The sequence below is a fragment of the Gilliamella sp. B2785 genome, from assembly GCF_026537005.1.
In the GTDB taxonomy this organism is placed as follows: domain Bacteria; phylum Pseudomonadota; class Gammaproteobacteria; order Enterobacterales; family Orbaceae; genus Gilliamella; species Gilliamella apicola_E.
Map to the genome: position 1 here is coordinate 14336 of NZ_JAFNNC010000002.1, position 13782 is coordinate 28117.

At 34.1% G+C, this 13782-nt stretch carries 14 protein-coding genes; 7 read left to right on the forward strand and 7 right to left on the reverse strand.

Annotation, left to right across the window (positions count from 1 at the left end; genetic code table 11):
- Nucleotides 1-6 precede the first annotated feature (6 nt).
- From lnt to J3U24_RS02360, 5 genes are all read left to right on the forward strand, one after another.
- Nucleotides 7-1530, forward strand: coding sequence for an apolipoprotein N-acyltransferase (gene lnt, locus J3U24_RS02340; protein ID WP_267346968.1), 1524 nt, complete (start codon nucleotides 7-9; stop codon nucleotides 1528-1530).
- Between the two features lie 226 nt (nucleotides 1531-1756).
- Entirely contained in the window at nucleotides 1757-2665 is a 909-nt protein-coding gene (locus J3U24_RS02345) for a glutamate/aspartate ABC transporter substrate-binding protein (protein ID WP_065562134.1), read from the forward strand.
- 81 nt (nucleotides 2666-2746) lie between these two features.
- Nucleotides 2747-3481, forward strand: coding sequence for an amino acid ABC transporter permease (locus J3U24_RS02350; RefSeq protein ID WP_065734340.1), 735 nt, complete (start codon nucleotides 2747-2749; stop codon nucleotides 3479-3481).
- A gap of 1 nt (nucleotide 3482) precedes the next feature.
- Nucleotides 3483-4184 (forward strand): ABC transporter permease subunit, encoded by a 702-nt coding sequence (locus J3U24_RS02355; RefSeq protein ID WP_065562136.1) that lies wholly within the window; start codon nucleotides 3483-3485, stop codon nucleotides 4182-4184.
- Entirely contained in the window at nucleotides 4181-4906 is a 726-nt protein-coding gene (locus J3U24_RS02360; RefSeq protein WP_065562137.1) for an amino acid ABC transporter ATP-binding protein, read from the forward strand. Before J3U24_RS02355 ends, J3U24_RS02360 begins: the two co-directional genes overlap by 4 nt.
- Nucleotides 4907-4956: 50 nt before the next feature.
- Here J3U24_RS02360 and recD read toward each other — a convergent pair whose 3' ends face one another.
- Complete coding sequence (gene recD / locus J3U24_RS02365) at nucleotides 4957-6807, reverse strand: exodeoxyribonuclease V subunit alpha (protein ID WP_267336799.1); 1851 nt, start codon at nucleotides 6805-6807, stop codon at nucleotides 4957-4959.
- A gap of 24 nt (nucleotides 6808-6831) precedes the next feature.
- Nucleotides 6832-8409 carry a DUF4139 domain-containing protein gene (locus J3U24_RS02370; protein ID WP_267336798.1) on the reverse strand — a complete coding sequence of 526 codons (1578 nt, stop codon included), beginning with the start codon at nucleotides 8407-8409 and terminating at the stop codon, nucleotides 6832-6834.
- Between the two features lie 228 nt (nucleotides 8410-8637).
- Here J3U24_RS02370 and nadR point away from each other — a divergent pair, with 228 nt between their 5' ends.
- Nucleotides 8638-9882 carry a multifunctional transcriptional regulator/nicotinamide-nucleotide adenylyltransferase/ribosylnicotinamide kinase NadR gene (nadR, locus tag J3U24_RS02375; RefSeq protein ID WP_065562140.1) on the forward strand — a complete coding sequence of 415 codons (1245 nt, stop codon included), beginning with the start codon at nucleotides 8638-8640 and terminating at the stop codon, nucleotides 9880-9882.
- A complete protein-coding gene (pnuC, locus tag J3U24_RS02380) occupies nucleotides 9875-10579 on the forward strand; it encodes a nicotinamide riboside transporter PnuC (protein ID WP_267336797.1) in 705 nt (234 codons plus the stop codon). The genes nadR and pnuC overlap by 8 nt, the downstream gene beginning before the upstream one ends.
- A gap of 54 nt (nucleotides 10580-10633) precedes the next feature.
- Here the strand turns inward: pnuC and J3U24_RS02385 are convergent, their stop codons facing one another.
- From J3U24_RS02385 to ftsB, 5 genes are read right to left on the reverse strand one after another with little or no spacing between them, the layout of a single operon-like run.
- A complete protein-coding gene (locus tag J3U24_RS02385) occupies nucleotides 10634-11260 on the reverse strand; it encodes a protein-L-isoaspartate(D-aspartate) O-methyltransferase (RefSeq protein WP_065562142.1) in 627 nt (208 codons plus the stop codon).
- Entirely contained in the window at nucleotides 11260-12276 is a 1017-nt protein-coding gene (truD, locus tag J3U24_RS02390) for a tRNA pseudouridine(13) synthase TruD (RefSeq protein ID WP_267336796.1), read from the reverse strand. The genes J3U24_RS02385 and truD overlap by 1 nt, the downstream gene beginning before the upstream one ends.
- A gap of 16 nt (nucleotides 12277-12292) precedes the next feature.
- Complete coding sequence (gene ispF / locus J3U24_RS02395) at nucleotides 12293-12778, reverse strand: 2-C-methyl-D-erythritol 2,4-cyclodiphosphate synthase (RefSeq protein ID WP_065734336.1); 486 nt, start codon at nucleotides 12776-12778, stop codon at nucleotides 12293-12295.
- Between the two features lie 12 nt (nucleotides 12779-12790).
- The gene (gene ispD, locus J3U24_RS02400; protein WP_416380050.1) at nucleotides 12791-13492 is read right to left on the reverse strand and encodes a 2-C-methyl-D-erythritol 4-phosphate cytidylyltransferase; all 702 of its coding nucleotides are present in this window, start codon (nucleotides 13490-13492) and stop codon (nucleotides 12791-12793) included.
- Nucleotides 13489-13782 carry a cell division protein FtsB gene (gene ftsB, locus J3U24_RS02405; protein ID WP_065562145.1) on the reverse strand — a complete coding sequence of 98 codons (294 nt, stop codon included), beginning with the start codon at nucleotides 13780-13782 and terminating at the stop codon, nucleotides 13489-13491. Before ftsB ends, ispD begins: the two co-directional genes overlap by 4 nt.

The window sequence follows — 13782 nt, forward strand, 5'->3', positions numbered from 1 at the left end:
ATTCTATTGAGCCTTTTTTTAGGCGCCATTGCCGTATTTAGTTACGCGCCCTTCCATTTTTGGCCAATTGCCTTTGTGTCTTTTGCTGGGCTTTTATGGCTAGTTGCTGATAAAACAAAAAAGCAAGCTGTACTAGTTGGCTTTAGTTGGGGTGTTGGCTACTTTTTAGCTGGTGTTCACTGGGTTTATATCAGTATTAAACAATATGGTGAAGTGCCAACGTCAGTTGCGATTATTATTTTGGGGCTGTTAGTTAGCTATTTAGCGCTCTATCCAATGCTATTTGCTTGGTTATTGAGAGCCTGTGACCGTTTTGCAACTAAGTGTTCAATGAAACAATTGGTTTTACTGGCACCAATTTTGTGGCAAGTTACCGAATTTTTACGAGGCTATATTTTAACAGGATTCGCTTGGTTAGAATTAGGTTATAGTCAACTTGATAGCCCTTTACGAAATTATTTCCCAATCGTTGGAATTAATGGGGTAACGTTACTCTTTACTATATGCTGTGGATTGGGTGTTTATTATTTGTACCATTTCAAGCAATCAGCCTTTATAAAGCACACATTTGGTGCAATTGTCGCACTATTTGCGATCATTTTTGCACCAGTTTCACTCAATTCAATTAATTGGACAACCATTGATCATTCCCGGACAGCTAATTTCAGCTTAATTCAAGGAAATATTTTACAATCACTACGTTGGAGCAGAGAGCAGTTAGATAACACTTTACAAACCTACGCTTCATTAACCGAAAAGAATTTCGGTAAAGATAAAATTATTATTTGGTCAGAGGCCAGTGTTACTGATTACGAGATAAATCAGCAACCTTATTTACAGTTTTTAGATAATGAAGCCAGAGCAAATGGCAGTGAAATTGCAGTTGGTATTATTGATTATCGTATTGGTAATAATGGTTATCAAGCAAATCCAGATATTTATAATACTTTACTCGTTTTAGGTGAACATACCCCATATCAATACCCTACCGCAAATCGATATCAAAAACATCATTTGGTACCTTTTGGCGAGTTTACACCACTCCAATCGTTGTTAGATCCTATTGCAGATATCCTTGATATCCCTATGTCGTCAATGCAAGCGGGAGCAGAAAAGCAACCTCAGCTTACAATGAAGGGATTTAAGTTTACTACTGCAATTTGTTATGAGGTAATTTTATCAAATTTGATGTGGAAGAATTTTGCACCTGATACAGATTTTTTATTGACCGTTTCAAATGATGCTTGGTTTGGTGATAGTATTGGGCCAAAACAACATTTGCAAATGGCACAAGCTAGAGCGTTAGAGTTTGGTCGACCAATGATTCGTAGTACCAATACCGGTATTACAGCAATTATTGACCATCATGGTTATATTATTGAGCAATTACCGCAATTTCAAACCAATGTTTTAAATTATACGTTATCTCCAACTGTTGGTTTGACTCCTTATGCTAGATTTGGCGATCTAGCTTATTATCTTATTCTTTCTTTGCTATTTATCTTGGTTTTTGTAAAAAAACGTCGATAATCAATTTTTTGGCATAAATATTGCTTGTATATTATTGAAATTCAAAAAATTGTCTGAGTTAAATTTTTGTGAAAATCTAGATAAACCTAGGTTGTAGCTTGTCCTTTTAATCGATAAATATACAGTAAAAAGTACTTTTATGATGAAAAATAAGTTATAATATACGCCCTTTGTAAAAATATTAAATTTATTTAATATGATACAAATTAAACAGTAGGAGATGAGTATGAACAAAAAGACAAAATTAACCAAATTAGTGTTATCATTAGCAATGCTTGGACTAATGAGTGGTGCCGCTGTTGCTGAAGAATTAAGTGGTACATTAGCCAAAATTAAAGATAGTGGTGTGATTGTTGTTGGTCATCGTGAATCTTCTATTCCATTTTCCTACTATGGTGAAAAACAAGAAGTTATTGGCTATTCACAAGATTATTCTAATTTAATTGTCGATGCAGTTAAAAAAGAGTTGAATATGCCAGATCTTAAAGTTAAATATTTACCGGTTACTTCTAAAACGCGTATTCAATTACTTAATAACTATACTTATGATTTTGAATGCGGTTCTACTACTAACAATCTTGAGCGCCAAAAGACAGTAAGCTTTTCTGATAGCATTTTTATTGTTGGTACTCGATTCTTAGTGAAAGCAGACAGCAATATTAATAGTATCGAAGATTTAAAAGGTAAAAATGTGGTAACTACTGCGGGTACTACCTCTGAAGTCCGATTAAATCAAATTAATAATAAAGATAATTTAGGTATTCGTATTATTACGCCTAAAGATCATGGTGATGCATTTAATGCCCTTGAAACAGGTCGTGCTGCTGCATTTTTAATGGATGATGCACTTTTAGCTGGTGAACGTTCACGCGCTATCAATCCAGCTGAATGGAAAATTGTTGGCGAGCCATTATCTTACGAATCCTATGGTTGTATGTTAAGAAAAGGCGATACCCAATTTAAACAATTGATGGATAAAGCTATTGCTGATGCACAAAAATCTGGTAAAGCATTAGAGTCTTATAACAAATGGTTTACTCAACCAGTTCCACCTAAAGGTGCGAATATGGCTCTTGAAATTTCACCTAAAATGGTTGAGCTTTTTGCAAATCCAAATGATAAAGCATTAGATTAATACTTTTCATATCTTTCTAATCCAATGTACTAAATGTTTTTGCATTTAGTACATAATCTAATTTAGTGAAATAAATATATTATGAGTTTCAATTGGACACTATTTTTTGAATCCACCCCTTATGGTGATGGAATTTACTTAAACTGGCTTTTTGACGGTATTATCGTTACCGTTTCATTAGCAGTAACAGCTTGGATTATTGCATTCATACTAGGATCACTAGTAGGGATTTGCAGAACTTTAGAAAATAAATTTCTAAATAGCTTTGCTGCCGGTTATATCCAGCTTTTCCGTAATATCCCATTACTTGTTCAGATGTTTTTATGGTATATGCTTTTTCCAGAAATTTTATCTGGTAGCTTAAAAACATGGTTTATTTCTGGCATTTCTCCTAATGTCAGCGCATTTATTACTGCGGCAATCGCTTTAGGTTTGTTTACTTCTGCACGTATTGCAGAACAAGTTAGAACAGGTATTCAAACTCTACCTAAAGGCCAACGTTATGCGGCAATTGCGCTTGGTTTAACCAATCGACAAGCTTATATGTATGTTTTATTACCTAATGCTTATCGTCGTATTATTCCACCATTAACATCTGAAATGACCAACATCATTAAAAACTCATCAGTGGCTTCGACCATTGGGCTTATTGATTTGATCGGTCAAATCGATCGTATTAATGATGCAACTAATAGTATTATTGAAATATTATGTGGCGTTACCATTGCGTTTATGTTGATAAACTATGCTGTGTTAACGATTATGCGTTTTGTTGAAAAACATACACGCTTACCTAATATGAGTCATGGAGGTTAATATGCAAATTTTAAGTTGGATTGCAGATATACCTTCATTGGTTTTAAACAATTATCATTTATTGTTATCTGGATTATGGCTAACAACTAAGATCACCTTTACCGCTGTTGTATTCGGTATTATTTGGGGAACTGTGCTAGCTTTAATGCGTTTATCAAACAATAAAATTTTAAATATTTTTGCTAAATGTTATGTCAATTTATTCCGTTCCATTCCATTACTATTAGTGTTGTTATGGTTCTATTTAGCATTACCACAAGTTATTAAGCATGTATTTAATTTGCCACCATATGCTGATGTTAGGGTTGTTTCAGCAATGATTGCGTTTGCTTTATTTGAAGCAGCCTATTATTCAGAAATCATTCGTGCTGGTATTAATGCCGTTGCTAAAGGTCAGTATCATGCCGCTTATGCGTTGGGTATGACTAAAGGCCAGGCAATGCGTTTGATAATATTACCGCAAGCATTTAGATCAATGGTACCATTGTTATTAACCCAAGGTATTATCTTGTTCCAAGATACATCTTTAGTTTATGTGATGAGTTTAATTGATTTATTTGGTGCAAGTGTGACACAAATTGGTGTCGTTCAAGGTGGCACAGTTAAGTATTCAATGATTATTTTTGCAGCAATAAGTTACTTTATAATTTGTTATACTGCTTCTCGTTTAGTTAATTATTTCAAGAAAGGGATAAGTAGATGATCTCCTTAGAAAATGTATCAAAATGGTACGGAAAATTTCAAGTATTAAAAAACTGTACTACTAAAGTAGGTAAAGGCGAAGTTGTTGTTGTCTGTGGACCATCAGGTTCTGGTAAATCAACATTAATTAAAACCGTTAATGGTTTAGAGCCTATTCAGAAAGGTAAAATTACGATTGATGGTACTGAGATTACTGATCCATCGACTAATTTAGCAAAACTACGTTCTAAAGTGGGTATGGTGTTTCAGCATTTTGAGCTTTTCCCACATCTGACAATTTTGAAGAATCTGACACTAGCTCAAGTTAAAGTGCTTGGCCGATCAAATGAAGAAGCACGTGAAAAAGCCCTTTCTCTTTTAGATCGTGTGGGTTTGTTAGCACATGCCGATAAATTCCCTGCTCAACTTTCTGGTGGGCAACAACAACGTGTTGCGATTGCTCGTGCACTTTGTATGGATCCGATTGTTATGTTATTTGATGAACCAACTTCAGCACTTGATCCAGAAATGGTTAACGAAGTGTTAGACGTTATGGTTGAATTAGCCTATGAAGGGATGACAATGATGGTTGTGACCCATGAAATGGGCTTTGCTCGCAAAGTTGCGCATCGCGTTATTTTTATGGATGCCGGTGAGATCATTGAAGATACTTCTAAAGAACAGTTCTTTACTAATCCACAATCTGATCGTGCTAAAGACTTTTTAGCGAAGATCATCCATTAATATATAAAAAGCACCAGCTATTATTAGTTGGTGCTTGCTTAATCTTTTCTTTAATTCTTTTGCGAATAATTTGCTATTTGCTCAACTAATCCACTTTCCCGATGTATTTGACTTTTAACCACGCGCTCTAATATTTTGGCATCAGCGTAAATGGATACGGACTTTTTCGCCCTAGTGATTGCCGTATAGAGTAGAGAGCGATTAAGTAACGGAGAGAATTCAGTGGGTAGTATTATATTTACATGATCAAATTCAGAACCTTGTGATTTGTGTATTGTCATTGCATAGGCTGTTTCATGTTCAGGTAGTCGATAAGGTGAAAAACCTTTAATGACTCCATCCGAAAATGGAAAATAGACTCGCAATTTTGAACTATCATGTTCAGCTGTTAGTGTAATTCCTATATCACCGTTGTATAAACCTAACGATGTGCTGTTACGTAAAATCATAACTGGTCGACCGATATACCATTGTTCACGTTGATTTAATTTGATCAATTTATGTTTGGCTAGTAGCAGTTCAATTTGTTTATTTAATCCTTCTACGCCAAATTTTCCTTCACGCACAGCACATAATAAACGGCATTGAGCGAATTTAGCTAAAACTGTAGCGATATCATTATTAGCGTGATGTCTAATGGCATTTAAGTAATCTTTATAGTGTTCAACACAGTCTTCTAAAAGCGCTTGGTATGTTTGATTTGATGAAAGTTCATAATAACTGACATCTTGTAATGTATTATCAGCAAGTAGCTTTTTAACATTATGATACTGCCCTTCTTTTACTGCATTTGCTAACAATCCAATACCGGATGATTCGTTAAATCGATAACTTTTTTTCAGTAAACAGATGCTATCAGCGATTGTTGTTACTGGTTGGTTCATGATTGGGATGGTATAGCCGGTTAACTTGCTTAGCTCATCAGCTCTTGATTGGCTATAACCATTTGAAATAAAGTGACATAAGTCTCCAAAGACCGCTCCAGCCTCAACCGATGAAAGTTGGTCTTTGTCACCTAATAAAATTAATCGGGCAGAAGTTGGTAAGGCTTCAATAATTCTCGCCATCATATTGAGATCAACCATTGAGGCTTCATCAATTACAAGAACATCGATATGTAATTGGTTGTTCTTGTTATAACTAAAAGAGCGATTATCAGTCTTTGCGCCCAATAGTCGATGAAGTGTTACCGCTTCGGTTTTAATATTTAATGATTCAAAAGATAGCTGTTCAATTGCTCGCCCTAATGATTCAGTTAATCGTGATGCAGCTTTGCCGGTTGGCGCAGCTGCTACGATTCGTGTTGCTGGGTTGTTTAATACGATTCCAGCTAGAATTTTAGCTACGGTAGTTGTTTTACCTGTTCCCGGCCCACCAGAGATGATGGCAACTTTCCGTGTTAATGCAACAGCAACAGCAATTTTTTGCCAGTCAATACTTGCGCTGTTGTGAGTAAAGAGTTGGTCGAGTATTTTTTTTAAGTCGATACTCGACGTAATATCCAATTGAGTTTGATTGAAATATTGCGCAACAAAACGTTCATCTAACCACATGCGTTGAAAATAGAGTTTGTTTTCAATAAAAACTAAAGGTGCGAGTTGTTCACCAAAACTGACAACATGTTTATTAGATGCTAACTTAAGTACATTAACCCAATCGTCATTCGTCGGTAAATTAAGTTCTGACCAGATTTGTGGCTCAATATTTTCTAATCGAGTAAGATCAAGGCACACGTGCCCTGCTCTTACTTCCATACTTAAGGATAAAACTAAAAAAGCAAAACGTTTAGCAATGACTTCATCTTCACAATCAATTTTATTAACCAAAAATTGAGCCAAATGAAGATCTAATAAACTGATCTGACTATTTTGCTTAAATTGTTCTAACCACGTAATTAACATACTTTATTCTTTGTTTTATTAGGTTTATAAACCATATATATCTCGTTCTTTACCATCTGGATAAGTGATTTTAAAACTTAGATTAAGGTTTTTAGTTTCACTTGGGTTTAAGTTGAATTGCCACGTTAATAATCCGGTTTGTTTGTCATATACTGCGCCATCATATTTGGCATCATCAAGTGTTACCGCTTTATTTAAGATAACAGGTAGTTGATCCTTCACAACAATATTTATTGGCAACGCTTTGGTATTTTTGACATCAATAGTATAAGCATATTTTTCTGAAACATCATTACCAAATAGTGTAGGAGTCGAGGTCTCTTTTATATTACGATTTCGAGAAACTAAGATATTTTTATCACGCCCTAATGAAAAATCCAATGAGCCTTTAGTATTTTTAGTTGAAATGATAGTTTCCCCCATAAAATCACCACTGAAAAAGATATTGGCTTTTCCTGATAATAAATTCAGCTTATCCCAATCATTTATTTGCGCTAGTAAGTATACGCTACTATCAAATTTTGGTATGGAAACATATTGGTAATTTGCTTTAACATCTTTAGTTTGTAATGTGATTATGTTACTTTTACTATCATTTTTGATTGTATAAGGTAATTTGATATCAAAATGGGTATTGATACCTAATGTATTAACATTGCCAATTTGACTAGGATTAACCAATTGCGATTTGGCATCGCGTTCATAATAATCTTCTTTATCAGATTTGGAAAAAAATAAACCGCTTTTTTCATTATAAACGTCAATATACCAGGGATTAAAATCTGGTGGAGTAATATCTATGCTCGGATTAGATGTCGATAAACTAAAATCAACATTTTGCCAATCTAAACCCGTGTTTTGGTGGATTTCTGCTTTATATGTTAATTGGAGTGGTGAATTGATATCCGCTACTCGCACATCATAAGCTGGTTCCCAACCTGCTTTAGTTGTGATATATGAAAGCGTGATAGGTAGCGTTATATCTTTGTCAGAAGCAACTTTGACTATAACGGCATTGTGTAATTTTCCATTGTTAGTCTGATTTTCATCTAGTTTTTTCTCATATTCGCTTATCTGCCTGTCTAACTCATCGATTTCTTTTTGTAATCGATTTTGTTCATTTAACGCAGTGGTCAAATTGGTTTTCACAAAATCTAATACATTTTTCATTGCTGTTAAGTCATCAGGTCCTTTTTTAGCTAAAGTATCTAAACGGTTACCTTGTAAAAGCATAATTTGTTCATTAACAGCTTTGAGTTCGATTTCTAATGTATCGCGATCTTCTTGTAACTTATTCATTTTTTTAACAGTTAATAGAGTATCTTCGCCGTTACGAATATTAGCCAGATAGTTATCACTAAATGATGTAGATAATACTCGGACGTCACTATTATTACCAAAACCTACATTGATTGTATTTGGTTTAACATCATTAGCAATACCAGTTAATACTATTTCACTTTCACCTTTAGTTAATGAAACAGTTGACTGACCTTGTAATTCTGCTCCCTGAATAAATAATGTCACTTTATTTAATTTAACGTTATTATCTGCCAAAGCACTACCTGAAATTAATGCTATTGCTAATGCAATTTTTTTCATTGAATTATTTCCTTATATCATTCTGATTTTAATTATTAAATTATAGATTTTACTTAAAATGAAGATTGCCTATTTTTAAGATTATAAAAGTATCTCCTATTTTATATTTAATTACTATTAGATTTAAATTGATTAGGTAAAATTATTTTCCTTGTTTAATATATTGAACATTTATTAAAAATGATGTAAATTTAGTTCCAGATAAAAAACAAAAGGTAAGGAGGCGATATGAATGGTTTTAGTTATTTAAAAACTGCCATAAAACGCAAAAATTTATCGTTACAGACAGTTGCTGATGCCTGCCAAATGACCAAAGGTTATTTGAGCCAATTAATTAATGATAAAATCAAAAATCCTAGTGCTCAAAAATTACAATCACTACACCGTTATTTGCAAATTGATCCCAACAGTAAACATAAAAAGGTAGGTGTCATTTTTGGTAAGTTTTATCCATTACATACCGGACATATTTATCTTATTCAAAGAGCGATTAGCCAAGTTGACGAACTTTATGTGATTCTTTGTTCAGATACGATGCGAGATATGGCACTATTTAAAGAAAGCGCAATGTCACGCCAACCAACAATTAACGATAGGATTCGTTGGTTATTACAAACGTTTAAATATCAAAAAAATATCCATATTGAACTTTTAGAAGAAGACGGTATTCCTTCATATCCAAATGGTTGGAATGAGTGGAGCGATCGCGTTAAAAAGTTATTCAAGGAAAAAGGCATCAATCCTAGTTGCGTTTATTCGAGTGAACCACAAGATGTAGCGATGTATAAAGATTTATTCGATTTAGATACTGTGCTTATTGATCCTACCCGCCGATTTATGCAAGTTAGTGGTACACAAATTCGTCAAGCGCCTTTAAAAAATTGGCAATATATTCCAACTGAAGTTAGACCGTTTTTTGTACGAACTGTTGCTATTCTTGGTGGTGAATCGAGTGGTAAATCAACATTAGTTAATAAGTTAGCCAATATGTTTAATACCACTAGCGCTTGGGAATATGGTCGTGATTATGTGTTTTCTCAACTTGGTGGCGATGAACGAGCATTGCAATATGCTGATTACGATAAAATTGCATTAGGACATGCACAATATATCGATTTTGCTATCAAACATGCGAATAAAGTGTCGTTCATTGATACTGATTTTATTACCACGCAAGCATTTTGCAAAAAGTACGAAGGCAAAGAGCATCCTTTTTTACAAGCCATGATCAATAACTATCGCTTTGATTTGGTTATTTTGTTAGGTAATAACACGCCTTGGGTTGCTGATGGCTTACGTAGTTTGGGAAGTCCAAAACAACGGAAAGATTTTCAACAACTACTAATCTCATTATTGAAAAAGAACCATATCAGCTATGTTCAAATCGACTCATCTGACTATGATGAACGTTATTTACGCTGTATTGAACTAGTCAATCAACTTATTAATGATAAGAGTATTAATTATGAATAATTTAAGAGATGTTATCATCGCTATTGGACGAAACAAGTTTTATCCACTATTTTGTATTATCTGCGTCACCCTTGCATTTTTGTATACTGATCCATTTAATAATTTCAATTTACGCTATGCCGTATCGTATGCTGGTGCATTTTTGGGATTATTGTGTGTCATTTTATTAGCTAAACGAAAAAACTTAGGAAATGTGCTGGGAATGCTTGCTGTAGTAGCTGAGTGTTGTGCCAATTTTCTTGGTGGCAATATTGGGGCTGGCTTACCTACTTTTTACTATTTTGGTTCACATATTTATGGATTATTTACTTGGCAAAAAAATCTCGATCAGAATAAAAATGTTAAAGTTCGTTCCTTAAATGAAAGTGCATTTTTATATGCGTTGATATTTTTAATTGTTGCAGCATTTTTTAATATCTATTTAACTAACGAAATCGGTGCGAGCAATACTTCATATCAACTCATTACAAATTGCTTTATATTTGGCTTAGGTGTAGTTGCGCAACTATTATTAATGATGAGATACGCCTTCAATTGGTATTTGTGGGTGTTGTTAAATGTATTAGTGATCGGTTTGAATATTTATACTGACAATATTGTTATTGCAACTCAATATTTAATTTACCTATTTAATGCATTATACGGTATTTGTGAATGGAAGCTTTCAGAAGAAAAAGCAAAAGAAAATAAATTATAGAGAACATTCAATCAAAAAATAGAAAATAATTGATTATTTTCTATTTTTTGCGATTTATTCAACATCCCCATCAACAAGCGGTACAAATTTTACTTCCCCAATATTTGTAGTTATAAAATTGTCTCCATCACGCTCAATTAATTGTAACGTTTGTTTGTTTTTACCAACAGGTAAAACTAAGCGCCCTTTGTCAGCAAGCTGTTCTAGAAGGCTTTGAGGAACTTCTGATGCTGCGGCAGTAACGATTATGCCGTCAAATGGACCTCGTTCAGGCCAACCTTGCCAACCATTACCATGACGAGTTGAGATGTTATGAATATCAAGTTGCTTTAATCGCCGTTTTGTATTCCATTGTAAACTTTTTATTCTTTCTACTGAGCAGACATGATCAACCAGCTTGGCTAGTACTGCGGTTTGATATCCTGAACCTGTACCAATTTCAAGCACTTTGGCTGTCGGAGTTAACCTTAGTAATTCAGTCATTTTGGCAACGATATATGGCTGAGAAATGGTTTGACCGCTACCTATTGGTAATGATCGGTCATCATAAGCTTGATGAGAAAGCGCTTCATCAACAAAATTTTCACGCGGTATTGAAGCTATAGCATCTAAAACACGATCATCTTTTATTCCCTGCTGGCGCAATAAATTAATCATAGCCTGCATTTTTGAATTTTGCATTACTCATTTCCAATTATCAATTCGCGTAAAACACTTGTAGCATAGCAACCAGAAGGTAAGTAGAAATTGATTTCAATATCATTTTCGCCTATCCATTGCCATTCAAGTTGCTCGGGGCGCAATAATATTGAGCGCCTGATTGTTTCCATTCGTTCTTTCTTGAATAATTCCTCAAAGCAAGACCAATGTTTTAAACAATTTGTTTCAAATTCTAATGCAACTGATGTTGTGCCCAATGGCGAATCACCAACCATTGGTGCAGTAATATTAATTTCGCCATTTTGCAAACGTTGTTGTAAAAGTGATAATTCATCAGTTTTAGACAAAAACCAACTATTACTTTTAGATAGTTGTAATATATCACCATCGAGCACCGTTTGCTGAATATTTTGTTTAATTCTTTGACTGACAATATCATTGAAAATAGCACTACGAGCAGCAGAAAGATAAAAACCTCTTTTTTTACGATCTTTAACTGAAATTTCGCCAGTTGCCCATTTTATTGCTTGGGTTATGTTATTTTGATCTCGTCCAAATCTTTGCTCACCAAAATAATTAGGGATACCATATTGTTTAATTGTGTTTAATTTAGGCTCAATATTATCGGTTAAGTTTCTTAAAATAATTTTAAAGCGATTACCTTTTAAAGCCCCTATTTTTAATTTTTTATTATGACGAGTAATCTGCAATATTCGACAGCCCGTTAAATCAAATTTTGAAAAATCAGGTGTTTCTTTACCTGGCATATGTAAGCTAAACCATTGCTGGGTAACTGCTTGACGGTCTTTAAGGCCAGCATAACTGACATTTTTAGCTGAAATACCGACATATTTAGCTAATTGTTCGGCGACAAAGACCGTATTGCAATCTTTCTTTTCAAGATAAACTAAAACATGTTCACCTTCACCAGTAAGCTCAAAACCAAGCTCTTCAATAACGATGAAATCTTCAAATTGCTGTTTATATAAACCATGAGTTGTCGGTTTACCATAAAAATAATTAAGTTCTGCTAACACTTATTTTGCCTATCGTTTATTTTGTATTTGTTTTTTTTGCTAATAATACTACTGCCTCACAAGCTATCCCTTCTTTACGGCCTGTAAAACCTAGTTGTTCGGTGGTGGTTGCTTTAACACTAATTTGATCAAAATGTACATTCAAATCTTCAGCAATATTAACGCGCATTTGATCTACATGAGGTCTCATTTTAGGTTCTTGGGCAATAATAGTTGTATCTAAATTAACTAATTCATAACCTTTAGATTGAATAATTTGGTAAACTTCTTGTAATAACAATCGGCTGTTTATATTTTTGTATTTGGGATCATTATCAGGAAATAGTTTACCAATATCGCCCAAAGCTAATGCGCCAATTAAAGCGTCAGTGATAGCATGTAAAACTACATCGCCATCAGAATGAGCAATAAGTCCATATTGATAAGGAATTGTTACTCCACCTAGGATAATTGGTCCTTCCCCACCAAACTTGTGTACATCAAATCCATGACCTATTCGCATAATCTACCTATATTAAATTTGATTAGTTAAATAAAACGTAGCCAAGCTTAAATCTTCTGGGCGAGTGATTTTTATATTATCTCGACGACACTCAATTAATAATGGATGACCACCACAATACTCTATCGCTGATGCTTCATCAGTGATGGCGACATGATTATTTAAAGCCTTACTCAAACATGCTTTAAGTTCACCAGCATTAAACAACTGAGGTGTAGCAGCACCCCATAAATATGTACGATCCACAGAGTGGCTAATGATATTGGCATCATCTGTATAAGCTTGCTTGATCGTATCACTGAGTGGGGTTGCCAATATTCCACCTTTGTTTTCATGTAAAACTCGATTTATTAATTTAGTGATATCTTCATGAGTAACACAAGGCCTTGCGGCATCATGGACTAATGCCCATTGATTTTCAGCAACTAAGTTTAAGCCTGCTAAAACAGAGTCAGCACGAGTTTCACCACCATAAGTCACTTTAACTTTTGATGCGACATCAAGTGTTTTAAAAAGCTTATCTTCTTGGTTTATCACAACTACTACTTGACTGATTTTAGGGTGGGTTAATAATTTTTGTAGGGTGTGTTCTAAAATGGTCATTTGACCAATTTTTAAATATTGTTTAGGTAATTGACTATCCATGCGACAACCAATTCCTGCGGCAGGAACGATTGCGATAATATCACTATTATTTGCCACGTAATACCTTATTGTTGTGAGTTGGAATCAATAATTATTCGATAAAAATACTCATTAGGTTTAACCATACCCAAATGACTTCGAGCTCGTTCTTCTATTGCTTCATAACCTTTTTGTAAATCTTCAACTTCAGCAAACATCTGTTCGTTGCGAGCTTTTAACTTATCATTCTCTTGATGTAGGTTTTCAAGCATTTGCACATTTTCTTGGTAATCATAAAAATTATTTTTACCATACCATAATGAGTACTGCAAATACCCTAATACAAGAAGTAATATAAATGGGAGTTTCCATCTAATCAT